Annotated in this window: 22 protein-coding genes and 2 pseudogenes; 14 read left to right on the forward strand and 10 right to left on the reverse strand. The window is 72.0% G+C overall.

Annotated features, from left to right (window positions below):
• Window positions 1-63 precede the first annotated feature (63 nt).
• Entirely contained in the window at window positions 64-519 is a 456-nt protein-coding gene (locus ACWDAK_RS08095; RefSeq protein WP_427393217.1) for an MFS transporter, read from the forward strand.
• A 144-nt stretch (window positions 520-663) separates the two neighbouring features.
• Window positions 664-1,083: an MFS transporter gene (locus tag ACWDAK_RS08100; RefSeq protein ID WP_427393216.1), complete on the forward strand. Its 420-nt coding sequence runs from the start codon at window positions 664-666 to the stop codon at window positions 1,081-1,083.
• Here ACWDAK_RS08100 and ACWDAK_RS08105 read toward each other — a convergent pair.
• The 4 genes from ACWDAK_RS08105 to ACWDAK_RS08120 all read right to left on the reverse strand — a co-directional run bounded on the left by ACWDAK_RS08105 (window position 1,076) and on the right by ACWDAK_RS08120 (window position 6,546).
• Complete coding sequence (locus ACWDAK_RS08105) at window positions 1,076-2,923, reverse strand: cholesterol oxidase substrate-binding domain-containing protein (RefSeq protein ID WP_427393215.1); 1,848 nt, start codon at window positions 2,921-2,923, stop codon at window positions 1,076-1,078. The genes ACWDAK_RS08100 and ACWDAK_RS08105 overlap by 8 nt on opposite strands.
• A 346-nt stretch (window positions 2,924-3,269) precedes the next feature.
• Window positions 3,270-4,352, reverse strand: coding sequence for a Zn-dependent alcohol dehydrogenase (locus ACWDAK_RS08110; protein ID WP_344637093.1), 1,083 nt, complete (start codon window positions 4,350-4,352; stop codon window positions 3,270-3,272).
• Window positions 4,353-4,420: 68 nt separating this feature from the next.
• Entirely contained in the window at window positions 4,421-5,839 is a 1,419-nt protein-coding gene (locus ACWDAK_RS08115; protein WP_344637094.1) for an aldehyde dehydrogenase family protein, read from the reverse strand.
• A 296-nt stretch (window positions 5,840-6,135) separates the two neighbouring features.
• On the reverse strand, window positions 6,136-6,546 hold the full coding sequence (locus tag ACWDAK_RS08120; RefSeq protein ID WP_344637095.1) for an organic hydroperoxide resistance protein: 411 nt from the start codon (window positions 6,544-6,546) through the stop codon (window positions 6,136-6,138).
• A 143-nt stretch (window positions 6,547-6,689) separates the two neighbouring features.
• Between ACWDAK_RS08120 and ACWDAK_RS08125 the strand changes: the two genes are divergently transcribed.
• Window positions 6,690-7,184 (forward strand): MarR family winged helix-turn-helix transcriptional regulator, encoded by a 495-nt coding sequence (locus ACWDAK_RS08125; RefSeq protein ID WP_344637096.1) that lies wholly within the window; start codon window positions 6,690-6,692, stop codon window positions 7,182-7,184.
• Window positions 7,185-7,273: 89 nt separating this feature from the next.
• Here the strand turns inward: ACWDAK_RS08125 and ACWDAK_RS08130 are convergent, their stop codons facing one another.
• The gene (locus tag ACWDAK_RS08130; protein WP_344637097.1) at window positions 7,274-7,477 is read right to left on the reverse strand and encodes a hypothetical protein; all 204 of its coding nucleotides are present in this window, start codon (window positions 7,475-7,477) and stop codon (window positions 7,274-7,276) included.
• A 212-nt stretch (window positions 7,478-7,689) separates the two neighbouring features.
• Here ACWDAK_RS08130 and ACWDAK_RS08135 point away from each other — a divergent pair, with 212 nt between their 5' ends.
• From ACWDAK_RS08135 to ACWDAK_RS08155, 5 genes are all read left to right on the forward strand, one after another.
• Complete coding sequence (locus tag ACWDAK_RS08135; protein ID WP_344637098.1) at window positions 7,690-8,184, forward strand: DUF6153 family protein; 495 nt, start codon at window positions 7,690-7,692, stop codon at window positions 8,182-8,184.
• Window positions 8,185-8,258: 74 nt separating this feature from the next.
• Complete coding sequence (locus tag ACWDAK_RS08140) at window positions 8,259-8,975, forward strand: DUF305 domain-containing protein (RefSeq protein WP_427393214.1); 717 nt, start codon at window positions 8,259-8,261, stop codon at window positions 8,973-8,975.
• Window positions 8,976-9,099: 124 nt separating this feature from the next.
• On the forward strand, window positions 9,100-10,260 hold the full coding sequence (locus ACWDAK_RS08145) for a permease (protein WP_344637124.1): 1,161 nt from the start codon (window positions 9,100-9,102) through the stop codon (window positions 10,258-10,260).
• 123 nt (window positions 10,261-10,383) lie between these two features.
• A complete protein-coding gene (locus ACWDAK_RS08150) occupies window positions 10,384-11,484 on the forward strand; it encodes a C40 family peptidase (RefSeq protein ID WP_344637100.1) in 1,101 nt (366 codons plus the stop codon).
• A gap of 137 nt (window positions 11,485-11,621) precedes the next feature.
• Window positions 11,622-12,968, forward strand: coding sequence for a lytic transglycosylase domain-containing protein (locus ACWDAK_RS08155; RefSeq protein ID WP_427393213.1), 1,347 nt, complete (start codon window positions 11,622-11,624; stop codon window positions 12,966-12,968).
• Window positions 12,969-13,029: 61 nt separating this feature from the next.
• Here the strand turns inward: ACWDAK_RS08155 and ACWDAK_RS08160 are convergent, their stop codons facing one another.
• The gene (locus ACWDAK_RS08160) at window positions 13,030-14,865 is read right to left on the reverse strand and encodes a right-handed parallel beta-helix repeat-containing protein (protein WP_427393212.1); all 1,836 of its coding nucleotides are present in this window, start codon (window positions 14,863-14,865) and stop codon (window positions 13,030-13,032) included.
• 94 nt (window positions 14,866-14,959) lie between these two features.
• Here ACWDAK_RS08160 and ACWDAK_RS08165 point away from each other — a divergent pair, with 94 nt between their 5' ends.
• The gene (locus ACWDAK_RS08165; protein ID WP_344637103.1) at window positions 14,960-15,913 is read left to right on the forward strand and encodes a TetR/AcrR family transcriptional regulator; all 954 of its coding nucleotides are present in this window, start codon (window positions 14,960-14,962) and stop codon (window positions 15,911-15,913) included.
• Window positions 15,914-16,096: 183 nt separating this feature from the next.
• Here the strand turns inward: ACWDAK_RS08165 and ACWDAK_RS08170 are convergent, their stop codons facing one another.
• Both ACWDAK_RS08170 and ACWDAK_RS08175 read right to left on the reverse strand, forming a co-directional pair.
• Complete coding sequence (locus ACWDAK_RS08170; RefSeq protein ID WP_344637104.1) at window positions 16,097-17,749, reverse strand: APC family permease; 1,653 nt, start codon at window positions 17,747-17,749, stop codon at window positions 16,097-16,099.
• A gap of 530 nt (window positions 17,750-18,279) precedes the next feature.
• Window positions 18,280-18,453 carry a hypothetical protein gene (locus tag ACWDAK_RS08175; protein ID WP_427396081.1) on the reverse strand — a complete coding sequence of 58 codons (174 nt, stop codon included), beginning with the start codon at window positions 18,451-18,453 and terminating at the stop codon, window positions 18,280-18,282.
• Between the two features lie 194 nt (window positions 18,454-18,647).
• Between ACWDAK_RS08175 and ACWDAK_RS08180 the strand changes: the two genes are divergently transcribed.
• The 4 genes and pseudogenes from ACWDAK_RS08180 to ACWDAK_RS08195 all read left to right on the forward strand — a co-directional run.
• Window positions 18,648-18,929 (forward strand): metal-sensitive transcriptional regulator, encoded by a 282-nt coding sequence (locus tag ACWDAK_RS08180; RefSeq protein ID WP_425557632.1) that lies wholly within the window; start codon window positions 18,648-18,650, stop codon window positions 18,927-18,929.
• A 51-nt stretch (window positions 18,930-18,980) separates the two neighbouring features.
• Entirely contained in the window at window positions 18,981-19,940 is a 960-nt protein-coding gene (locus ACWDAK_RS08185; protein WP_427396082.1) for a hypothetical protein, read from the forward strand.
• 71 nt (window positions 19,941-20,011) lie between these two features.
• Window positions 20,012-22,330 (forward strand): heavy metal translocating P-type ATPase, encoded by a 2,319-nt coding sequence (locus tag ACWDAK_RS08190; protein ID WP_427396083.1) that lies wholly within the window; start codon window positions 20,012-20,014, stop codon window positions 22,328-22,330.
• A gap of 71 nt (window positions 22,331-22,401) precedes the next feature.
• Window positions 22,402-22,767, forward strand: a pseudogene (locus ACWDAK_RS08195) (GNAT family N-acetyltransferase); the annotation flags it as partial.
• A gap of 89 nt (window positions 22,768-22,856) precedes the next feature.
• Here the strand turns inward: ACWDAK_RS08195 and ACWDAK_RS08200 are convergent.
• The gene (locus tag ACWDAK_RS08200) at window positions 22,857-23,378 is read right to left on the reverse strand and encodes a DUF4232 domain-containing protein (RefSeq protein ID WP_427396087.1); all 522 of its coding nucleotides are present in this window, start codon (window positions 23,376-23,378) and stop codon (window positions 22,857-22,859) included.
• On the opposite strand from ACWDAK_RS08200, the gene ACWDAK_RS08205 reads away from it, so the two are divergent.
• On the forward strand, window positions 23,296-23,535 hold the full coding sequence (locus tag ACWDAK_RS08205) for a hypothetical protein (RefSeq protein ID WP_427396088.1): 240 nt from the start codon (window positions 23,296-23,298) through the stop codon (window positions 23,533-23,535). The genes ACWDAK_RS08200 and ACWDAK_RS08205 overlap by 83 nt on opposite strands.
• Window positions 23,536-23,983: 448 nt before the next feature.
• Here ACWDAK_RS08205 and ACWDAK_RS08210 read toward each other — a convergent pair.
• A pseudogene (locus ACWDAK_RS08210) lies at window positions 23,984-24,728 on the reverse strand (hypothetical protein); the annotation flags it as partial.

The following is a 24,728-nucleotide window of genomic DNA, read 5'->3' on the forward strand; positions in this document are numbered from 1 at the left end:
CCCGGCGGCGGCCCGGCGCCGGGCTCAGCTGTCGCGGCGCCGGCGGCGCACCGGTGGAGCCTGGTGGTCGTCGCCGGTCTGCTGTCCTTCGTGGCGATGCCCGACATGAACATCGTCAACCTCGCCGTCTCCTCGCTCTCCCACGGCTTCCGGGTCGCCGTCGAGACCGCCCAGTGGGCCGTGCTCGGGTACCAGCTGCCCGTGGTCGCCCTGCTGCTGCCGGCCGGCCAGTGGCTGGACCGGACCGGGCTGCGGCCCGCGCTGCTCTGTGCGACCTGCGGCTTCGCGCTGGGCAGCGCGGCCTCGGCGGCCGCGCCCTCGGCGCTCTGGCTGATCGCGGCCCGGATGGTGCAGGGGGCCTTCGGCGCGGTGCTGTTCGTCCTGATGCCGGTGCTGGCCGCGCGGTCGGTCCGCCCCGAGCTGCGCGGCCGCGCGATGAGCGTGCCCGCCACCCTCGGTCCGCTCGGCGCGGTCACCGGGCCGGCACTGGGCGGGCTGCTGCTGGACCACTTCGGCTGACGGGCGATCTTCCTGGTCAAGCTCCCGGTCTGTCTGGCCGCACTGCTGATCGCCCGTCGCAGCGCTCCGGCGGGCGGCACGCTGCGCCCGCCCGACCGGCGTACCCTCGCCGACGCCGGGCTGGCCGGCGGTGCCGTGGCCGCGGTGCTGCTAGCGCTCAGCCTCTCCCCCGGCTCGCCGCTCCGGCTGCTGCCGGCGCTGCTCGCCGTACCGCACGCCGTCCGCTGGCTGCGCGGAGCCGCCGGCCGGCGGGTCGCCGGCGTGCTGCGCGACGCGGGTACGTACGGGATCCACGCCGCGGTACTGGCGCTGGCGGCGGGCTTCGCGGCGATGCACTACCTGGTCGCGCTGCACCTCCAACGGGACGACGCGGCCGGCGCCACCACGACGGGACTGACCCTGCTCTGCTTCCCGGCCGCCATGGGCCTGGCCGGGCCGCTGGGCGGACGGCTGGCCGACCGCTTCGGCCCGCGCGCCCCGGCCGCCGGCGGGGCCGCGCTGACCGCTGCCGGCCTGCTGCTGGTACCGCTCGGGACGGCTGGACACCGGGGGGCGGTCACCTGAGCAGCCCGTCGAGGAACGGGTTGCCGAACACCCGGTACGGGTCGTGGCGGTCGAGGGTGGCGACGGCCTCGTCCCAGCCTGGGCCGCCACCCGCCCGCAGGCTGTCGGGGATGACCCGGCCCAGCATGTCCGGGTCGGCCCAGGCGGCATCGGCGGTGTAGGCCCAGCCCTTGGACCACTCCACCCGCAGCCCGGCCCGGCTGCCGTCGAAGGTGCGCTGCAGGAAGCCCTCCAAGTCCCGGCAGAACCGGTGCAGTCCGGGCGTGTTCGGGAAGCTGAGGATGTCCAGCCAGAGCGCGGTGTCCCACTCCGGCCGGTCCTGCCGGGGCCGCAGCGGCGAGAGCAGCGGCGGACGGGCGCCCGGCACCCCGGAACTCGCCGGGTCGTCCAGGCCGGTCGTCCGGACCTCGACCGCGCCGTTGACCGGGTACTCGCCACGGGCCTGGTACTCCGCGACCAGCTGCTGGTAGTACCGGGTGAACTCGCTGACCGCCCACTGCAGATCGGCCCGGCGGACGAGCACCGCATAGCCGTTGGCGGTGACCCGTAGGGTGGTGGGCCGGACGTACTGGAGCAGGTGGCGGGAGGCTCCCCAGAGGTCCGAGCGCAGGCCGTCGGCCAGCAGGTGGGTGAGGATGTCGCCGGTGAGCAGGTCGCGCAGCAGGCCGCCGGAGAGCAGCACGTCGGTCAGGTCGCCGGTGAGGCCGATCGTCGCGACCAGGTACTGGAGCTGTCCGAACAGCGGTGCCAGGCTCCAGGAACCGCCGACCAGTTGGCCGGCCAGTTCGGCGACGGGCTTCGGGACGTTGTCCGAGAAGGGGTAGTTGTAGGGCTCGCTGACCGCGCGGGCGGCGAACGGCCGGCTCGGAGTGACGTGCCAGGTCTTGAGCCAGGGGTTGGCGGTGTAGGCGAACCAGATCGCCTCGGCCCCGCCGTCCCGGTTGACGAAGTCGGCCCAGGTCCGGCCGCCGGATGCGGCGGCGCTGCCGGGCGCGGCGAAGAGTTCGGCCGCGGGGATGTCCAGCCGGCTGAGGCAGCGCAGCTGCTGGTCGGCGCCGACGCGCAGCTGCACCTCGGTGAGGAACGCCCGGCCGAGGTTGACCAGGAAGGCCGCGCTGTCGGCCTCCGAGCGGTCGAAGGTGCGCAGCACGTAGCGGTCGGTGGCGGGGTCGTGGACGACGGCGGTGAGCGAGGTGACCTGGTTGCTCAGCGTGCCGTAGCCGTGGCCAGGTCGGGGAGTCTCCCCGGTGGCCGGGACGGCGGTGCCGTGGCCGCCGATGGCGAGCACCCCGCCGACGGTCAGATCGCCGGGCGCGGGGCAGGCGGCGACCCCGAGACCGCGCTGCCCGAGGAAGCCCAGCAGCTCCTCCATCCCGGCGCCCGTCTGCACGCGGACCGTCGAGGAGTCCACCAGGGACATTCCGGTGAGGTACTGGCTGGTGTCGACGAGCAGCACCTGGGCGGAGGCCGGTGTGCCGTCGGCGACGGTGAGCGGTGCCCAGCCGTGCCGGTGGCCCTGGGCCCGCAGCCGCCAGCCCGCCGACCGGGCCCAGTCGGCGAGTTGGGCGATCTGCTCCGGCGTGCTCGGGGCGCACGTCCAGAGCTGGTCGGTGCGGATCTCCCCGGCCCAGTTCTCGAAGACCCGCTGGTAGGGCGTGATCCCGGCCGGGAGGCCGGGCGGTGCACTGCCGACCGCCTGGGCGCTCTCCACCCCCACCGTGCCGCGCAGCAACCAGCCGGCCCCGCCGAGTGCGGCGGAGGCGGCGAGCATCCCGCGTCTCGTCAGCCCGCCACCACTCGCTCCGCCCCGCCGACCACCTTCGTGCAGCTCGCCGGTCATGATCGCCCCCACTTCCCACGGCAGTGTTCAGGTCCGGCCCAGACGCTAGGACAGCGCACCCGGGTACGGCCATCGAACAGATCAACGATCACTCGTTCGAGCGAAACATCCCCCGTTGGCCGGCAATGCAGGCTGGAAGTGATCAGAGGATCGGATGATGCGTCAGCCCGCCTGCTTCACGCGGGGTCCCGGTCCGGGGCGGTCTGCGGGCACCATCATCCGCCCACCCCGGGCAGAGCGACCGCACCCAGGCGGCGGACACACCACCGCACACGCGCACTCCGACTCCCGCGGCCTCGCCGGGCACCTGGTCCAGTCCGCGCGGCAGCCCGTCAGCGGCCGCCCGTCAGAAGACGACCAGTGAGCGTCCGCCGCGCCCCTGCGCCATCCGCTCGAAGGCCTCCGGGATCTCCTCCGGCGAGATCCGGTCGGTGATCAGCGCCTCCAGGTCCAGCCGCCCGGACCGGACGTGCTCCGCCAGCACCGGGATGTCCTTCGCCGGGTCGCTATTGCCGTACACGGACGCCGTCAGGGTGCGCGCGAAGTAGAAGATCTCCAGGGCGGAGAAGGAGACCAGCTCCTCCTTGCCCCCGATGCCGACCACCGTGGTCCGCCCTCCCCGGCGGGTCGCCGACCAGGCGGCGCGGATGGTGTCCGCCCGCCCGACGCACTCGAAGGCGTGATCGGTGCCATGGCCACCGGTGAGCTTCCGCACCGCCTTCGCGGTGGTCCGGTCGTCGGCTAGCAGGAACTCGGTCGCCCCGTGGCGTCGGGCGAGCTCCTCCTTCTCCGGGCTGACGTCGACGGCGACGATCGGACCGGCCCCCGCGATCCTGGCCGCCTGGAGGGTGGCGAGACCCACGCCGCCCAGTCCGTAGACCACCACCGACTCGCCTTCCCTGACCCGGGCGGCGTTGTGCACCGCGCCGTAGCCGGTCAGCACGGCGCAGCCGAGCAGGGCCGCCGAGGTCAGCGGGATTCCCTCGGGCAACGGGACCACGGCGCGTTCGGCGACCACGGTCTCCTCCGCGAACGCCGCCACCCCGAGCCCCGGGTAGACACCGGTGCCGTCCGCGAGCGAGCCGTAGACGGACGTGGCGCCTTCGCCGGAGCGCTCGCACAGCCACGGTTCGCCGATCCCGCACAGGTGGCAGCCGCCGCAGGCGGGCGCCCAGTTGAGCACGACCTGGTCGCCGGGACGGACGGCGGTCACGCCTTCGCCGACTGCGGTCACGGTCCCTGCGCCCTCGTGTCCGAGGACGGTCGGCGTCTCGGTGCGCAGGGTCCCGTTGGAGAGCGACAGGTCGGAGTGGCAGACGCCGGCGGCGGCCAGCTTGACCCGGACGCGCCCGGGGCCGGGCTCGGGCAGGTCGATCTCGGTGAGCTCCAGCGGGGCTCCGACGGCACTGAGCAGGACGGCGCGGACCATGGAGTTCCTTCCTTACGGCGATTGGCGGCCGGTCGGCCGGCCGGAACCGCGTGAGTATCGCAGGAGCCTCAGTACTGCAGCGACTTGGTCTGCAGGAACTCCGCCAGCCCGTGCCGTCCGAGCTCCCGCCCGACTCCGGAGCTCTTGTACCCGCCGAAGGGCGCGAGCGGGTTGAAACGGCCGCCGTTGATGTGGACCTGGCCGGTGTCCATCCGGCGGGCGAAGGCGGCGGCGCTCTGGTCGTCGGCCGCCCAGACCGAGCCGGCCAGGCCGTAGTCGGTGCCGTTGGCGATCTCCAGGGCGTGCTCCTCGTCACGGTAGGCGAGGATCGCGAGCACCGGGCCGAAGACCTCCTCCTGAGCCACCGTCATCTTCGGGGTGACGTCCGCGAGCACGGTCGGGCGCACGTAGTAGCCCTTGGCGAGCCCCTCGGGCGCCTCGGCGCCACCGGCCACCAGGCGCGCGCCCTCCGCGAGTGCGCCGGTGATGTAACTCCGGACGCGCTCCCGCTGCTTGGCGCTGACGACCGGTCCGAGCCGGGTGGCGGGGTCGGCGGGATCCCCGGGGAGGTAGGCCTCGGCGGCCTTGGCGGCGATCGCCACGGCCTCCTCGTACTGGTCCTCGTGCACCAGCAGCCTGGTCCAGGCACTGCACGTCTGGCCGGAGTTGGCGAAGACGTTGGCCAGGTTGACGTTCACGGCGCGCTCCAGGTCGGCGCCGGGCAGCACCACGTTGGCGGACTTGCCGCCGAGCTCCAGCGCGACCCGCTTCACACCCCGCCCGGCCACCTCGGCGATCCACCGGCCGACGGCGGTGGACCCGGTGAAGGAGACCAGGTCCACGCCGGGATGCTCGGCCAGGGCGGCACCGGCCTCCGGTCCACGGCCGGTCACCAGGTTGAACACCCCGGCAGGAAAGCCTGCTTCGTGGACCAGCTCGGCGAACAGCCGGGCCACCAGGGGCGTGTCCTCGGCGGGCTTGAGCACCACCGGGCAGCCGGCGGCGAGCGCCGGGAAGACCTTGGCGACGATCTGGTGCAGCGGGTAGTTCCACGGCGTGATCGCGGCGACGACCCCGGCGGGCTCGGCGTACACCGTGGAGTTGCCGACCTGCTCCTCGAACTCGTACCCGGCCAGGACCTCCAGGTACGAGCCGGCGACTGCGAGCGGCAACGCGGCCTGCACCGAGGCCGCGAACCCGATCGGCGCCCCCAGCTCGGCGACGATCGTCTCGGCGATCTCCTGCTGCCGGGCGGCCAGGCCGTCGCGAAGCCGGGTGAGCGGCGCCAGGCGCTCCGCGCGGCCGGTCGCACCCCAGGCCCGGGCCGCGGCCCGGGCGGCGCGCACGGCGGCGTCGACGTCCTCGGCCCCACCGGCCGGAACGGTCGCGATGACCTCCTCGGTCGCCGGGTTCAGCACGGCGACGGTCTCCGAGGTGAGGGCGGGCCGCCACTCACCGCCGATGTACTGATCCGAGTACTCCTGCACGGCTCTGCCCTCTCCTCCACCGCCGGCCCGCACCCCGGACCGGCCCGCCAGGTCCGCCCCGGTCGCCCGGAACGGCCGACCGCCTTGACCGGCGGTGCCAGTCAAGGCGGTTGAGGGCAGCTGCGCAAGGGGGCGCCACCGCGGTTCCGGGTACCCGAACCCTGCTCCGGGCCGAGCGGCGACCGTGCCGGTCACGGTGCCGGCCGACACCGGCTTCTGGGCTCGCCGGCACCGGCCGGCCGCATCGGTTCACCGGTGCTGCGCCGACCGGCCGCACCGACCGGCCGACTGCCCGATTACTCGACGACCAGCTCGACCGGGATGTTGCCGCGGGTGGCCTTGGAGTACGGGCAGACCTCGTGCGCCTTCTTCACCAGCAGCTCGCCGGTCTCGCCCTGCAGGGCCTCCGGCAGCTCGACCCGCAGGGTGACGGCGAGGGCGAAGCCGGTCTCGTCCTTGCCGATGCCGACCTCGGCGGTCACCGAGACGTCGCCGGTGTCCACCTTCGCCTGCCGGCCGACCAGGCCGAGGGCGCTGGCGAAGCAGGCGGCGTAGCCCGCCGCGAACAGCTGCTCCGGGTTGCTGCCCTCGCCGCTGCCACCGAGCGCGGTCGGCATGGCCAGCGCCAGGTCGAGCCGCCCGTCGGAGCTCACGGCCCGGCCCTCGCGGCCGTTGGCGGTGGCAACAGCGGTGTACAGCGCGTCCATGGGACTCGCTCCTCTCCCTTGTCCGAACCCGTCCGGGCTCATCCGATCGGCAACCCGACTTCCGGATCGCCCGACAGGACAAGTAGAGCACACAATTAAATTGCGCACAACTAAAACGGGCGCGGTACGGATACCCTGGGAACATGACCGCCATCGACCTGCCCGCGGACCCGCCGCAGCCTTCCGACGACCAGTTGCTCCGCCTGGACAGCCAGGTCTGCTTCTCACTGCATGCCGCCTCGCGCGCCTTCGGCGGCGTCTACCGGGTGGTCCTCAAGGACCTCGGGCTCACCTATCCGCAGTACCTGGTCATGCTGGTGCTCTGGGAGCACGGCGAACTGCCGGTCAAGCAGATCGGCGAGTACCTGCGACTGGACTCCGGCACGCTCTCCCCGCTGCTCAAGCGGCTCGAGACGGCCGGACTGGTCCGCCGCGAGCGCAGCAGCGAGGACGAGCGGTCGGTCACCGTCCACCTCACGGACGCCGGAGTCGGGCTGCGCGCGCAGGCACTGCACGTGCCACGCCGGATCGCGGCCGCCACCGGTCTGCCGCTCACCGAGATCGCCGCCCTCCAGGCGATGCTGCGCCGCGCGACGGCCGCTCTCGACGCCGCGGACCTCGACACCGCCGCGCCGTAGCGGTCAGCTGCCAGGCCCGGCGGGCGACACCGTCGAGTGCGCGGCCCCGGCGGAGCTGTCCGGAGCCGCACCACTCGCCGCCCCACCGGTCAGTCGAGGTACGCCATGGCCAGGCGGCAGCGCGCGCCCGCGGCCGGGACCCGCTCCTCCTCCTCGGCCTCCGGTGCCGCCACCGCGATCCCGACCGGCCGCAGTTCGAGCCGCGCCGGCGCGGGTACCGCCGTCGGACGGCCGAGCACACTCCCCCTCGGCGATCCGTTGACGACGACGGCGAGTCGATTGCCCTCGATCATGGCGCTTCGCTTCCTTCCGGAGGTACCGGTTCCAACGGACCTGCTGCCCGCCCCTCCAGTGCAGCCCCACTCTGGCCGGTCCGCATCCGGCATTGACGTGTGGACTACGCGGATCCCGCCCACCTTGACGACACCTTGACGCCTCCGGCCCGGGAGCCTCGGCGGGGAGTCGGGCACACGAACGGGCACCGGGCTGCCCTAGAGTGTGCGCGATGGACACGCTCACGCCCCGGCACCCGGTGGCCGGTCGCCGCCGGTCGGCCGGAGTGCGGGCGTTGACCGTACTGGCGTTGCTGTTCGGGCTGCTCGCAATGCACGCGCTGGCCGATCCCGTTGACGCCGTGGCGCATCCGCAGGCGCACGAACGGCGGTCAGCGGCCCAGTTCGTCACCGCGGCACGGCGGGCCATGACAGATCGGGCCATGACACATCGGGCCACGACTCAGCCCGTCGTGGCGCAACGAACCACGGCGCAGCTCACCGGCAACGGTGACGGCCGGTGCGACTGCGACGGCCGTCATCAGGCGCACGCCGGGAGTGTCTGCCAGGCGTCCGGCCTCGGTTCAACGCCGGTGCTGCCGCCGCTCCGACCGTGCCTCGGCACCTCCGCCCACGGCCCGTCCCAGTCCCCGGCCGACGCGTCCGTCGGCCTCACCACCGGGCGCGGTCCGCCCTCCCTCGCCGCCCTCCAACTCCTGCGCATATAGGCCGAGCCCTCGCCGCACCCCGGGTGCGGCCACGCCCACGTCCTCATTCCTCCAGTACGCAGGAGCCTTTCGGCATGTCCGTTTCCACCCACGTTTCCACCCGCATGTTCCCCTCCCGCGCGTTCGCCCGCCGGATCGCCGTGACCGGTGCGGCCGGTCTCGCGACGCTCGCCCTCGCCGCCTGTTCCGGTGTCAGGTCCGGCTCGCACCAGGCCGGTTCGTCCACCGCACCGTCCGCGCCCGTCTCCGCGACCGCGCCGGCTGCCCCTCCGGCGGCTTCGGCCTCGGCGTCGGCCGGTGACCACAACGCCACCGACGTCTCCTTCGCGCAGGGGATGATCCCGCACCACCGCCAGGCGGTCGCGATGGCCGAACTGGCCGCGGAGCGTGCCTCGTCCGCACAGGTCAAGGAGTTGGCCGCGAAGATCAAGGGCGCCCAGGACCCGGAGATCACCATGATGAGCGGCTGGCTGACCGGCTGGGGCAACCCGGTGCCGGACGCCGGCGTGTCGGCCGCGATGCCGGGTATGGACCACTCCGCCGGTTCCGGCCACCCGATGCCCGGCATGATGGCCGACGACGAGATGGCGAAACTGAGGTCGGCGTCCGGCGCGGACTTCGACAAGGCGTTCCTCACCATGATGGTGACCCACCACCAGGGCGCCGTGACGATGGCCGCGGACGAGCTCGCCAAGGGCGCCTACCCTCCCGCCAGGACGCTGGCCGGATCGATCAGCACCGCACAGACGGCCGAGATCGCCGAGATGGAGAAGCTCCTCTCGGCGGGCTGAGCGGCAACGGCAGCAGGAGCAGCAGCGTGACGCGGTGGGGCACCGGCCCGGTTGACCGGTGCCCCACCGCGGGCATCCCCCTATCAGGCGCCGCCTCGCCCGGAGGAGTTCTGCCGTGTCCGCCGTGACCGCAGTACTGCACGCCCTGTCGATCACCGGGTCGATGACCTGGGAGATCACCTGGGCGTTGATCCTCGGCTTCCTGCTGTCCGCCGTGGTTCAGGCCGTGGTGCGCAAGTCCACCGTCTCCGGGCTGATGGGCGACGACCGGCCGCGTACGCTGGCCGTCTCCGCGCTGCTCGGCACGGCCTCGTCCTCCTGCTCGTACGCGGCCGTGGCGCTGGCCCGTTCGCTCTTCCGCAAGGGGGCCGACTTCACGGCCGCGATGGCCTTCGAGATCGCCTCGACCAATCTGGTCGTCGAACTCGGCGTACTGCTCGTCCTGCTGATGGGATGGCAGTTCACGCTGGCCGAGTTCATCGGCGGGCCGGCCATGATCGTGCTGCTGGCGCTGCTGTTCCGGCTCTTCCTGCACACCAGGCTGCTCGACCGTGCCAGGGCGCAGGCCGACCGGGGCCTCGCCGGATCGATGGAGGGCCACGCCGCGATGGACATGTCGGTGTCCGGCCAGGGCCCGTTCTGGCGCCGGCTGCTCTCCCGGGAGGGCGTGACCGCCACCGCCCACGTCTTCGCGATGGAGTGGGCCGCGATCTGGAAGGACCTGGCCGGCGGGCTCCTGGTCGCCGGCGCCATCGCCGCCTGGGTGCCTGACTCCTTCTGGCAGGCACTCTTCCTGGACAGCCACCCGCTCGCGGCGAGGTTCTGGGGACCGCTGGTCGGCCCGCTGGTCGCGATGGCCTCGTTCGTCTGCTCGATCGGCAACGTGCCGCTGGCGGTGGTGCTCTGGAAGGGCGGCATCAGCTTCGGCGGGGTGGTCTCCTTCATCTTCGCCGACCTGCTGATCCTGCCGATCCTGAACATCTACCGGAAGTACTACGGCGTGCGGATGGCGCTCTTCCTGCTCGGCACCTTCTACGCCGCGATGGTGCTGGCGGGTTACACCGTGGAGCTCCTGTTCGGCGCACTGGGCATCATCCCGGACCACACGGCGGCCAGCGTTCCCATGGGCGGGGTCCGGTGGAACTACACGACCTGGCTGAACCTCGTCTTCCTTTTGCTCGCCGCCCTGTTGACGGTCCGCTTCGTCCGCACCGGGGGCCTCGCCATGCTGCGGATGATGGGCGGCGCGCCGGCCGACGCCCGCGACCACGAGCAGCACCGGTAGAGCACGATCCCGATCAAGCAATAGTTGCACCAAGACTCGGTAAATACTAATTTTCTATGCGCGGTCCGTGACACCCACCGCTGCCCGCCGATGTCTTGACCGCGAAAGAGGAGTGACGCTCTGTTGGGGAACCATCGCCGCCCTAAGCCCGCCGGCCGCGCCCGGATGACCATGCTGGCGGCGACGGCGGGAGCCGCCACCGTCCTTCCCGTGGCCTCGGCCGCCCATGCCGCGCCGAGCGGGAACATCGAGCAGGTCAAGGCCCAGGTGGACAAGCTCTACGAGGAAGCCGAGGTCGCGACCGAGAAGTTCAACAAGGCGGGCGAGCAGCAGCAACAGCTCCAGGCCGAGACGTCCAAGCTTCAGGACCGGCTCGCCGCACAGCAGGCGAGGATCAACGAACTGCAGTCCACCCTCGGTGCGGTGGCCGCCGACCAGTACCGCTCGGGCGGGGTGGACCCCTCGGTCCAGCTGATACTCAGCGCCTCCCCCGACGAGTACCTGCAGCGTGCCGGGCTCCAGGACCAGGCGAACGACCAGCAGGTGGCCGCGCTGCGCCTGGCCCGGCAGCTGCAGCTCTCGATGGACCAGACCCGCAACGAGACCGCCGCCAAGCTGGCCGAACTCGACCGTGCCCGGCAGGATCTGGCCGAGCGGAAGCAGGAGGCGAAGGCGAAGCTGGCCGAGGCCCAGTCCATACTCGGCGGCCTCGAGGCCGCCGACCGGGCCAAGGTCCTCGCCGACGGGAACGACCAGGCCGCCTCCCGCGGTTCGGGCCGCACCTCCCCCGGTGATCCGTCCGGTTCCACCGGTGGCGGTTCGTCCGTCGGTGGCGGCCCGTCGGGTTCCGTCGGCGGCTCGTACACCGGTCCGGCGAGCGGCCGGGCCAAGAGCGCGCTCGACTTCGCGTACGCACAGATCGGCAAGCCGTACCAGCCGGGCGGTGTGGGCCCGAGCTCCTTCGACTGCTCCGGGCTCACCCAGTCCGCCTGGCGTACGGCGGGAGTGTCCCTGCCCCGGACCACCTGGGACCAGTGGAACGCCGGCCACCATGTCTCGCAGTCCGACCTGCAACCCGGCGACCTGGTCTTCTACTTCCAGGACCTGCACCACGTCGGGATCTACGTGGGCGACGGCAAGGTGCTGCACGCCCCGCGGCTCGGGAAGAACGTCCAGATCGTCCCCATGAACGTCATGCCGTACATGGGCGCGATCCGCCCCTGACGCGGCATCCGGCAATCGCTGCCCGGGCTTCGATCGGTGCTCATCGAACGTTCGGACAACCGAGCTAAGCTGGCGCGGCGTTGACACATCGTCCCGCCCGCATACCGGTTTTTTTCGAACATCAAGGGGGGAATCGGATGACTGTTTTCAAACAGGTCATAAACCGAACAAGAGCACAGAAAAGGGCAACCTGGGCGCTGGCCGCCCTCACCGCGGCCGCCGCGCTGACGGGATCTCAGACGCTCCATCTGTCCTCGGCGTCGGCCTCCGGCACGGACGCCGCGGCCGGCCAGTCGGCCGACGGCGGCGGTCCGCGGGTCCTGCAGCAGCCGCCGGTCAAGCCGGCCACCCCGCCCGGGAGCACCGCTCCGGGAGCGGGCTCGAAGAGCACCGCCATCCTCCCGAACGGCGCTTCGCTGCCCGACACGGTCTACACCGCCTACCGCAAGGCGGAGGACGCCCTGGCCATCAGCTCGCCCGGTTGCCACCTCAAGTGGCAACTGCTCGCAGGCATCGGCCAGGTGGAGTCCGGGCAGGCCGACGGCGGCCAGGTGGACGCCAACGGCACCACTCTGACGCCGATCCTCGGCCCGGCCCTGGACGGCAACAACGGCTTCGCCGCGATTCCGTCCAGCGACGGCCGCTCCGGCTGGGACCGGGCCATCGGGCCGATGCAGTTCATCCCCTCCACCTGGTCGGTCTGGGGCACGGACGGCAACGGCGACGGCAAGGCCGACCCCAACAACGTCTTCGACGCCGCACTGACGGCCGGCCGCTACCTGTGCGCGGACGGCCGCGACCTGTCGGACTCCGGGCAGCTCGACCGGGCCATCCTCAGCTACAACTACTCGACGGACTACCTCAACACCGTCAAGAACTGGATGCTCCACTTCGAGAACGGCGCCACCGTCACCCCCGACCGGCCCGGCGATCCGTGGAGCATGCCGAAGCCGATCCCGGTGCCGCCCACCACCGGCGGCTGGTACCCGGCGCGCCCGACCTCGAGCCCGTCGGCCAGCCCGAGTCCGAGCAACAGCCCGTCCGGCACGCCGAGCCCGTCGGCAAGCCCGAGCGGCAGCGGCTCACCTTCGGCAAGCCCGAGCGGTAGCACCTCGCCGTCGCCGAACCCGAGCGGCAGCACCTCGCCGTCGCCTTCGGCCAGCCCGAGCGGCAGCACCTCGCCGTCCCCGTCGCCGTCGCCTTCGGGCTCCACCTGCCCGAGCCCGAGCGGGTCACCCAGCCCGAGCGCGTCGCCGAGCCCGAGCGGCAGCACCTCGCCGTCGCCTTCGGCCAGCCCGAGCCCGTCGACCTCGCCGAGTCCGTCGGCAAGCGGATCCGCCTCGCCGTCCGCGTCGCCGTCGCCTTCGGGCTCCACCTGCCCGAGCCCGAGCGGGTCACCCAGCCCGAGCGCGTCACCCGGCCCGAGCGGCAGCGCCTCGCCGTCGCTGACGCCCGCACCGTCCCCGGCGTCGAAGCACCACTGAGACTCGCGCCCCGTCTGAGCCCCCGGGAGTCCTCCCGGGGGCTCAGTGCTGTTCCCTCTGATCAGCCGTCTGCGGCAGCGCCCCGGCCGGCCGTCGCCAGGATGTCCGCCCCGGCGGGGTCGGCGGTCAGTGCCTGTTCGAAGCCGTCCTTCGGCAGCACGGTGTTCCCGGCGACGACCACGCCGGCCGGCGGGTCGCCGTAGCCCTCCGGCCGGTCATCCCAGAAGTTGCCGAGGAAGGCCACGTTCTCCAGCGGCGGCGTCACCCTGAGCACGATCGGCGTGTCCCCCCGGTAGACGACATTGCCCAGCACGGTCACCCAGGCGGCGCCGAAGTCGGTGTACAGGCCGAAGTTGTACGAAGTGACGGTGTCGCGGATCACATTGCCGCGCACCAGGGTGCCGCCGGCGTACGAGGAGCCCTGGCGCCCGTTGAGGTAGATGCCGCCACCGTCGGCGAGCACCGTCATGGTGCGGTGGATCAGGTTCCCGACGATCTGCACCCGGGCCGCCCGGTCACCGCCGACGAGGATGATGCCGCAGTAGGGGACGTCGTGGATCTCGTTGTGCGCCACGGTCGTGTCGCGGGCGTCCGCCACCCACACGGCGGGCGAGCCGTGGTACTCGCGGCCGATCCGGCGGATCAGGTTCCGCTCCACCCGGGTGCCGGTGCCGGCGGCCACGGCCACGCCGCTGCCCGAGACGTCCTCGATGACGTTGCCGAGGATCGCGTTGTCCTGCCCCGGTCCCGAGAAGCCGACCGCTCCGGCACCGAGCCGGGTGAACCTGTTGTCCGCCAGGGTGATCCGCACCCCGCCCGTGAACTCGACGTTGGCCGGCAGCATCGCCGGACGCTCCGGTACCGCCAGCCGGGCGTTGCCCTCGGCGAGCTCGACCTGCCGCAACGGGCCGCCGTCGTAGTAGCCGTTGCCGTGGAAGTGCAGGAACCCGCCGGGTCCGCTAGGCCCGGTCCAGCCCGCGTCCGTGAAGGTGAGTCCGCGCAGGGTCACGTCGTGCAGCGGCCTCTCCTCGGTGCCCCGGCCGACGACCAGCCGCTCCAGCACCGGCGCCACGATCTCCGCCCGCGCCGGGTCCTCCCCGGGCAGCGGCAGGTAGTGGAGGACGTGGCGGCCGGGCACCGACCGGTCGAGGGCGAAGCTGCCCGGCTCGGTGAGGAAGCTCACGCTGTTCTCGGCGGAACTCGGCGCGCCGATGGTCGCCCACACCCCCGAGGAGCCCGCCCCGGGCGGGAGCTCACCGGTCCACTGCGCCCGGTAGAGCTCCCTGGCCCACCCGAACCCGGGCTGAGCCATGGTGATCGTGCTGGAGTCCGCGTCACCGCTGATCTCCGCCACCCGGCAGCGGGCCTCGGACCACGGATAGACACCGGTGAAGGCGAACTCGATGCTTCCCGGATCCCGCCAGCTCTGCGGAATCTCGCTGTCCGTGACGAAACCTGCCTCGGTTATCGTCACGGCCCCGGGAATACCAGGGCTGACCGAGGCTCGCGGAGCCGGGCGGCCGTCGACCTGGAGCTGCCTGGTCTCCAGCTCACCGACTTCGGCCCGCCAGACGCCCGCCTCGCCGGGCCGCCAGCCGGTGATCCGCCGGCCGCCGCTGATGACGGCCTCCTCCCGCTCGTCCGTCCCATGGCCGTGGGCCTGGTAGACGACCCGGTAGCCGTTCTCCCCCGAGTCGCCCTCCTCGGCACTCAGCACGAACGGCTCGGTCAGCACATGGGTCCCGGCCCGTAGGGAGACCACGAGATCCGACCCCATGGCTCCGGTGCGGGCCCGCACGGCCCGCTGCGCGGCGGGCAACGTGGCGAACGGCCGATCGAAGGTACCGGGCCAGGAATCCCGACCCCAGGGCGCGACGTAGAGCTGGTTCTCAACCATGGGACAGCCTTCCCCAGAGGTGTTTATGGCATACACAGCGTGTACACCATAAACATCCGGCTAAGGTGGCTGTCAAGGACGAGGAGGGATGAGCATGACTGGCCAGAATCCGGCCCCGGAGAATCCAGCACCAAAGACTCCGGCCGCCGAGAACGCCGCGGCGGATCCGGACCGCACCGTCGAGTTGCTCTGGAGTGCCGGCGAGAGCCGGGACCGGGCGGGGCTCAGCCTGGACCGGATCGTGCGGGCCGCCGTGGAGATCGCCGACGCCGAAGGGCTCGCGGCACTGTCCATGCGCAGCGTCGCCGAGCGGCTGGGCTACACCACGATGTCGCTGTATCGACATGTCCCCGGCAAGGCGGAGCTGGTCGAGCTCATGCGGGACGCGGTGATCGCCGAGTCGGCTGTCCGGCAGGGCGAGGCCGGCGATGGCGAGGACGACGGCGACTGGCGGGCCGCTCTGGAGGCCTGGGCCCGGGCGCACTGGGCGATCCACCTGCGACACCCCTGGCTCGTCCACACCTCGGGCAGCCGACGGCTGCCGGGGCCGAACATCATGGCCGACTACGAGCACGGCCTGCGGATCGCCGAGCGGACGGGGCTGCGCGCCTCCGAGGTGATCTCGGTGGTCGCGCTGGTCGCGGGCTTCGTGCAGACCTCCGCCCGGCAGTTGCACGAGTTCCTCCGCGAGGAGCAAAACTCCGGCGTCTCGCACGAGCAGTGGTGGCGCGGCCAGGACGGCCTGATCGAGCACCTGGCGGCATACCCCACCCTCGGCAGGCTCTGGCAGGCCGGCGGCTTCGACCGGCCCGAGGACCCGTTCGACTTCGGGCTCGCCCGGACCCTCGACGGCGTCGAGCTGCTGGTCCAGGGCCGCCGTAGCGAAAAGAGTGACGAAAACGGTGCTCCGGCACCGGACCGCCCGCCCGCCGGTCACTGCACGGTCTGCGGCACCCCACTCGAAGGGACCACCCGGGGCCGCCCGCGCGACTACTGCTCCCGGGCCTGCCGTCAACGTGCCTACCGCCGCCGACAGGCGACCAGCTAGGGCCGCCCGGGGGGCGCGCAGACCTGCTGCCGCCGTATGCACGAGCGGAGCACCGTCGTGGCGGGGGGGTCGCCCGGTGGCTGGAGAAACACCACAGGGGCGCGGGGACCCGCGCGGACCGGCCCTCCCCGGAGGTCCTTGGTCTCGCGCGCGGGTCCCCGCGCCCCTGGTGCTACTCGGTTGTCAGCCGGCGACCGGCGCGGCCTCGTCGGCCGTGGCCGGGGCAGCGGCCGACTCGGCGGCCATCTCCTCGCGCACCTCGGCGAGCGACGGGTTCTGCCAGGAGCTGCGGACGCCCCAGTAGTAGAAGGCCAGACCGATCGCGGCGACGATCAGCAGGTCCCAGCCCTCGGGCAGGTAGCCGTGGCCACCGTAGTCCGCGCTGCCCGCCCAGGAGACACCCGCCATCACCAGCAGGTAGCCGACCATCCAGCAGCCTGCCAGCAGGTGCGGCTTGAGCACGGCCCACGGCTTGCGCAGCTCGTACCAGGCCCAGATCGGCAGGCCGGCGGCCATCAGCACGATGACCTTGCCGGTGAGCGGCCACTTGGCCCAGTACAGCACCAGCGAACCGAAGACCATGGCCACCGGCGCGATGATCGGCATGGCCTTCAGCTTGACCGGACGCGGCAGCTCCGGCGCCAGGCGGCGCAGCGACATCACGGCGACCGGGCCGGTGATGTACGAGATCACGGTGGCCACCGAGACGATCGAGGCGAGCGAGCCCCAGCCGCGGAAGACCGCGAGGAACAGGAAGGCGATGAACAGGTTGAGCAGCAGCGCCGGGCGCGGGATTCCGGTCTTGGGGTCGACCCGGCCGAAGATCGACGGCAGGTGGCCGTTCTCCTGGACACCGTGGATCATGCGCGAGGTGGTGGCGGCGTAGATCATGCCGGTACCGCTCGGCGAGATGAAGGCGTCCGCGTACAGCACCATGGCCAGCCAGTTCAGGCCCCAGGCCAGCGCCAGGTCGGCGAGCGGGGACTTGTAGTTGATGCTGCCCCAACCGTGCGCGAGGTCTCCGGAGGGAACGGCCAGCAGGAAGGCGAGCTGCAGGGCGATGTAGATCACCAGGGCGATCAGGATCGAGGTGATCACGGCCTTGGGCAGCGACTTGCCCGGGTTGCGGGCCTCGCCGGCCAGGTTCAGCGGGGACTGGAAGCCGTTGTAGGCCCAGACGATGCCGGAGGTGGCGACCGCCGTGAACACCGCGCTCCAGCCGTTGGGGGCGAAGCCGCCGTGGTCCTGGAGGTTGTGGGTGTCGAAGTGCGACATCAGCAGGGCGCCCGCGGTGAGGGCGGGCACGACCACCTTGAAGACGGTGATCGCCGTGTTGGTCTTGGCGAAGAGCGAGATCGCGAACCAGTTCAGGACGAAGTACACGATCAGCAGCACGCTGGCCAGGGCCACGCCGCTGCCGGTGAGCTCCTGCCCGTCGTACAGGGCCTTGGCCCAGCCGAAGCTCCAGGAACTCATGTACTGCACGGAGGCGGTCGCCTCACCCGGGATGACCGAGACGATGGCGATCCAGTTCGCCCAGGCGGCCAGGTAACCGGCCAGCGAACCGTGCGAGTACTGGCCGTAGCGGACCATGCCGCCGGCCTTCGGGAACATCGATCCGAGCTCGCTGTAGGTGAGAGCGATCACAAGTGCGACCGCCGCACCGATCACCCAGGCCAGCGTCGCGGCCGGACCGGCCAGCTTGGCGGCTCGCGCGGCACCGAACAGCCACCCGGAACCGATGATCGAGCCGAGGCCGACCGCGGTCAGGCTGATGGTTCCGAGTGAGCGGCGGTAGTTCTGGTCTGACCGCTTTGTTGGCTCAGGCGCGCTCAATGTGTCGCCCCTTCGGGTTGGTCGCCAGGGCCTCCGGATGAGGCTCCTGTCCTGATCGGCACCGGCCACGAAGTGACTTCAAAACCACGGCCAGGCAATGCGTCGCAGACTAAGCGACCAACTCGGACGAAATGCTCATACAAAGCTCAAATCGTTCGATCGTTGCCATCTTGTGTCCGATAGCCGGTTGCCTGGTTCACGCGAAATCTGCGTAGGTCGCAGGCATCTGCCCAGTGAACCATGACAGCCGTGGGCGCTGCGGACCAGTCGATGATCCACCGGGGGCCCCCACAGTCCGGACAACCACCATGCGTAGCGCAGCTGTTGCCATTGGTAGCGCCCGGCCGCGATCGCGGTCGTGGGTGGGGCGCTCGCAATCGGCCGACTAGCTCGACAGTGACGTTGCCCGCCAGTCCCGCAGCCAGCGAGCCGACGGCCAGCGCGGCCCAGCCGATGCCGAACAGCCCGCGGGCTCCGAAGAAGTCGGAGAGGCGGCCGCCGAGCAGCAGTGAGCCGTCGAAGGCGACCACCTAGGCATTGAAGACCCAGGACGGGTTCTCCTGGGTGAAGCCGAGGTCGCCCTGCATCTTGGGCAGCGCGACACCAGTGATCGACGTGTCCATGATGACCATGAGCTGGGCCGCCGCGATCAGCCAGAGGACCTTCCCGCGGCTCCGGTTGGGCGAGTTACCGGATGCGAGCACCAGGTCTACGTACCGGTCGGGGGTATATCGGCGAGAGGAACATGGCGCCGCCCAACCGAGAGGGACATGGCCGGGAACGGTGATTGATCGAGCGGGGCTTGAGGTCGGAGCAAACCCCCGGGGGGTACTTGCCCGTGGATACCCTGGGGGGGTACCGTCTACACCACCAAGACGAACAGACGGGAGGTCATGGCATGGCCGGGTACATCGACTCCAAGAGCGAGATCACCAAGCGGCCGCGCCGCATCGAGGGCCAGGTACGCGGCCTCCAGCGGATGGTCGAGTCCGACACCTACTGCATCGACATCCTGACCCAGGTCTCGGCGCGCACCAAGGCACTGCAGGCGATCGCCCCGGGGCTGCTCGACGAGCACATGAGCCACTGCCTGGTGACGGCGGCCGGGGTGGGCGGCGCGGAGGCGGACGCCAAGCTCCAGGAGGCCTCCGCCGCCATCGCACGACTGCTGCACTCCTGAGCTTCCGCCACCGGTACGCCGCTCCACCGTCCGCCCCGAAGGAGAGATCCGTTGAACACCCCGACCAAGCTCGCCGGCTTCGCCCTGGTCCTGGCGGTCGCCCTGGGCGGAGCGGCCGGCATCGGCCACGCCGTCGGCCCGATCGGCGCCCCGGCCCCGGCCCGGATGCACCACGGCACCGCCGCCTCCGGTGCCGGGCACGGAGACCACACCACCGACTCGAACACCGCGACCGAGGAGACCCCTGGAGGACTGATGGTCACGCAGCACGGCTACACCCTGGAGGCCGCCACAGACACCCTGACCGCCGGGCAGCCACAGACGCTCTCGTTCGTCGTCCGCGGCCCCGACGGCAAGCCGGTCACCGACTACACCGCCACCCACGAGAAGGACCTCCACCTCATCGTGGTCCGCCGCGACCTGGCTTCCTTCCAGCACCTGCACCCGACCCGGGACGCGGCCGGTACCTGGAGCATCCCGCTGACCCTGCCGAGCGCCGGCGAGTACCGGATGTTCACCGACTTCGCCCCGGCCGGCGGCCAGGGCCTGACCCTCGGCACCGACCTCTTCGCCGCCGGCGAGTTCACCCCGCAGCCGCTCCCGGCCCCCGTCGCCTCCGTCGAGACCGACGGATACTCCGTCAACCTGGAGGGCAGGCTGGAGGCCGGGAAGACCTCCAGGCTGACCCTCACCGTCAGCAAGGACGGCAAGCCGGTCACCGATCTGCAGCCCTACCTCGCCGCCTACGGGCACCTGGTGGCGCTGCGCGCGGGCGACCTCGCCTACCTGCACGTGCACCCGGACGGCATGCCCGGTGACGGCCGCACCCCCGCAGGCCCCGGCATCACCTTCTACGCCACCGTGCCGAGCGCCGGCGACTACCGGCTCTTCCTGGACTTCAAGCACGGCGACACCGTGCACACCGCCGCCTTCACCGCGCACGCCGAACCCGGCACCGGCCCGGCCGAGGCCGGCGACGAGCACGGCGGCCACGACGGCCACCAGCACTGACCGCGCTCCCGGCCGACACCCCCCGCCCGTACCCAGAACGCGCCCGACCGCAGTACCCCCGAGGAGGGGTGATGAGCTCCGCAACCCAAGACAGGACCCTGCCCGCCGGCAGTGCGCAGATCGAGCTTGAGATCGGCGGCATGACCTGCGCCTCCTGCGCCGCCCGGATCGAGAAGCGGCTGAACAAGATGGCGGGCGTCACCGCCACCGTCAACTACGCCACCGAGAAGGCCAAGGTCACCTTCCTGGAGTCGATCGAGCCGCTGGCCCTGGTCGCCGAGGTGGAGAAGGCCGGCTACACCGCCGCACTTCCCGCGCCCCCGGCCGCCGAGCAGCCGCAGGAAGCGGACGAGAGCGCGCCCTCGGCAGCAGACGAGCGGGTACGGGCGCTGCGGCAGCGGCTGCTGATCTCGGCCGCACTGACCGTCCCGGTGATCGCGATGGCAATGGTCCCGGCGATCCAGTTCACCTTCTGGCAGTGGCTCTCGCTCACCCTGGCCGCCCCGGTCGTCGCGTACGGGGCCTGGCCCTTCCACCGCGCCGCCTGGACCAACCTGCGGCACGGCGCGGCGACCATGGACACCCTGATCTCGGTCGGCACGCTGGCCGCCCTGGGCTGGTCGCTGTACGCACTGTTCTGGGGCACCGCCGGCACACCGGGCATGACGCACCCGTTCGAGCTCACCATCGGGCGCAGCGACGGCTCGGGCAACATCTACCTGGAGGCCGCCGCCGGCGTCACCACTTTCATCCTGGCCGGCCGCTACTTCGAGGTCCGTTCCAAGCGACGGGCCGGATCGGCGCTGAAGGCGCTGCTGGAGCTCGGCTCCAAGGACGTCGCGGTGGTCCGGGACGGCCGTGAGCAGCGCGTCCCGATCGGACAGCTGGCCGTCGGTGACGTCTTCGTGGTCCGTCCCGGTGAGAAGGTGGCCACCGACGGTGTGATCGTCGAGGGCACCTCGGCGATCGACGCCAGCATGCTGACCGGCGAGTCCGTCCCGGTCGAGGTCTCCCCCGGCGACGCCGTGGTGGGTGCGACGGTCAACGCCGGCGGACGGCTGACGGTCCGTGCCACCAGAGTCGGCGCGGACACCCAACTCGCCCAGATGGCAAGGCTGGTGGAGGACGCGCAGAACGGCAAGGCCGAGGTGCAGCGGTTGGCCGACAAGGTCTCCGGGATCTTCGTACCCGTGGTCATCACCCTGGCCGTCGCCACCCTCGGCTTCTGGCTGGGCACCGGCGCGGGCATCAGCTCGGCGTTCACGGCGGCCGTCGCGGTGCTGATCATCGCCTGCCCCTGCGCCCTGGGCCTGGCCACTCCGACCGCTCTGATGGTCGGTACCGGGCGCGGCGCCCAGCTCGGCATCCTGATCAAGGGCCCCGAGGTGCTGGAGTCCACCACCGGCGTGGACACCGTGGTGCTGGACAAGACCGGCACGGTGACCACCGGTCAGATGACCCTGGTCGAGGTCGTCCCGGCCGAGGGTGAGGACAGCGAGCGGATCCTGCGCCTGGCCGGCGCCCTGGAGGACGCCTCCGAGCACCCGATCGCCCAGGCGATCGCCAAGGGCGCCGTCCAGCGGGTCGGCACCCTGCCGCGGGTCGAGGACTTCGCCAACATCGAGGGCCTGGGCGTGCAGGGTGTGGTGGCCGGTGACGGCACCAGCCACGCCGTCCTGGTCGGCCGCACCCGCCTGCTGGAGGAGTGGAGCCAGCACCTGGCTCCCGAGCTGGAGCGGGCCAGGACGGAGGCCGAGGCCAAGGGCCGCACAGCCGTCGCGGTCGGCTGGGACGGCAAGGCACGCGGGATCGTGGTGGTGGCCGACGCGGTCAAGCCGACCTCGGCCGCCGCCGTCCGCCAACTGCGCGCGCTGGGACTGCGCCCGGTGCTGCTCACCGGCGACAACGCCTCGGCTGCCCGCGCGGTGGCCGACGAGGTCGGCATCGAGGAGGTCATCGCCGAGGTGATGCCCGCCGACAAGGTGGACGTGGTCAAGCGTCTCCAGGGCGAGGGCCGCAAGGTGGCCATGGTCGGAGACGGCGTCAACGACGCGGCCGCGCTCGCCCAGGCCGACCTCGGGCTGGCCATGGGCACCGGCACGGACGCCGCGATCGAGGCGGCCGACCTGACCCTGGTCCGCGGTGACCTGCGGATCGCGGCGGACGCCATCCGCCTCGCCCGGCGCACCCTGGCCACCATCAAGAGCAACCTGTTCTGGGCCTTCGCCTACAACGTGGCCGCGCTGCCGCTGGCCGCCGCCGGACTGCTCAACCCGATGATCGCCGGCGCGGCGATGGCCTTCTCCTCGGTCTTCGTGGTCTCCAACAGCCTCCGGCTGCGCCGCTTCGACGCCCTGCCCGACAACCGCACCGCCGAGCCGACCGCCTGACGGACCGCCACCGTCGACCGCCCCCGTGAGGCCGCCCGACCGCCCGGTCCGGCGGCCTCACGGCATTCGCCCGGGCCGGCGGCGAAATCGTCGGTGTCGCCGCCGGCGGAATCACCACCGTCGGATCCGGCGAGATCTACACCCTCCGCACCGCCCCCGGACACAGCGGGAAGGGCATCGCCACCGCACTGATCGGTGCCGCGACGGCGCAGCAGCGGGCTCGCGTCGCCGCCGAACAGTGGGTCGGGGTGTACGGCCCTGAGGACCCGGCCTTCGAGTTCTTCACCAGGCACGGCTTCACCCCTGCCACCCCCGGCCGGCACCCCGCCGACCACGGCCGCTCCCCGCCTCGCTCCGCATCCGCCGCGCCCTCTGAGAACCGCGACGCTCGCCGGGCAGCGCCCGAAGCGTGGGGCTCTGCACCAACGGCAACCTGACCGCGCGCATCCGCAGCGGGCAGCACCCGGGGCGCGAGGCTCTGCCAGATCGACCGCGTACGCGACCGGCCGGGCGCCCTGGTGGAGCGTCACTTCATGACGGGTGCGCTCATCCACATGTGGTTCTCGCAGACGGCGATCGCCATCCGCTTACCGTGCGCGTCCGTCATCCTGAGCCCGAGACCGACCTCGTGCGGTGCGGCGTGCGGCGCAAGCACCTGCCCCTGGGCGAGGTCGTCCGACGGGAAGTAGCAGATGCCGCCGGTGCCCGGCACCTCGCTGTAGTGCAGGTCGACGACCGCGGAATGCCCCGGCGCCAGCACCAGCCGGGCAGGCGCCGTCCTGGCCGCGACCGCAACCACCTCGAGCCCCTTGCCGACGTGCACCCGGAACCACGGATATCCGTCGAAGGCACACGCCGCACCGCCGCCGTTCTGCGCGGTCAGCCGCGCCACGGCCGGGTCCCCGGATGCCGCCTGTGCGTGTTCCAGGTGCACCAGGGTCCAACGCAGTTGCCTGGACTGGCAGTTGCCCGCCGCCTTGTCCGACGCCGGCAGCGCGGCCGTCCCCGACGGGACCGGTCCGTTCGCCGTCGCGGAGAGCGAGGTCACCGGTGACGCCGAGTCGGACGCCGCCAGCGGGCTCGCCGGTACGGCGCTGCCCGAGGGCGCAGCCGTACTCGCGGAGGCGTTCGGCGCCGCGCTCACCGTGTCGGAGGCCGACGGCACGCCGGAGCCGGAGGCCCGGGCACCCGGGGAGGAGGTATGACCGGCCGCCGAGGCGGTCGACGTGGCCCCCGCCGCCTCGCCGTCCCCCTCCGGCCCACAGGCACTCACCGACAGGACCAGTCCCGCCGCGACCGCCGCACCGGCCATCAGCCGTCTGTTCATCCAAGCCTCCCCCATAGTCGTATCGGGTGATGACCTCGCCTTCGCCACCGCCCTCACCCTCCGGACCGTGAGTTCTGTGAGCCTAGAGGACCCGACGGACACTACACCGGGATACCTCCGTCTCCTGCGGGAGGCAGGCCGAGCGAACCGGAACTCGCATGACAGCACCGCGTGCGCCGGGCCGGGATCCGCCCGACCTGGCGCACGCGGTACTCGCCTTCTGCTCTCCGCGTCCGCTTCTCTACCTGCTTCCTTCCGGCGCCTGTGCCCGCTGCCTCCACTCGCTCCGTTCCGGTCCGGCCCCGCCTCCCCGGGGACAGCCCCGGTCAGTCCCGGGTGGCCCGGCGAAGTACCAGCAGCATCGCGCCGACCGTCGCGAGCAGCGCGGAGAGCAGCATCATCGGGGTCTGCACCGAACCCGAGTGGGCCAGCTCACCGTGGTGGTGGTGCTCCTTGCCCCCCTCGTGGTGGTGGCCCTCCTCACCTTCCTCGTGGTGGTGGCCGCCCCGGCTGGGCTTGTGGCCCTCCTTGCCGTGCTCCACGACCAGGGCCTTGGCGCCCTCCTGCTCCTGTTCCTGCTTGACCGTGTTGTCGTTCGTGATCGAGACCTTGATGGTCTGGTTGCCCTGGGTCTGACTGGACGTCTGAATGGGGTTGTTGGCCTGGGTGGGGCTGGAGGTGGCACTGCCGGTGCCGTCCTGGGTGGGGTTCGAGGTGGCACTGCCGGTGCCGTCCTGGGTGGGGTTCGAGGTGGCACTGCCGGTGCCGTCCTGGATGGGGTTGGCCGTCTGGTCGGACGTCTGGTCAGCGTTCGTCGACTGGTCCTGCTGCTGCTGTTGTTGCTGCTGCTGGTCCTGCCCTTGGTCCTTGCCGTGCTCGCGACCCTTGCCGTGCGCCTTGCCGTGCTCCTTGCCGCGCTCGCGACCCTTGCTGCGCTCCCCACCCTTGCCATGGTCCTCGTGGCGCTCCCCACCATTGCCATGGTCCTCGTCGCGCTCCCCACCATTGCCATGGTCCTCGTCGCGCTCCCCACCATTGCCATGGTCCTCGTCGCGCTCCCCACCATTGCCA

Source organism: Kitasatospora sp. NPDC001175 (assembly GCF_053598215.1).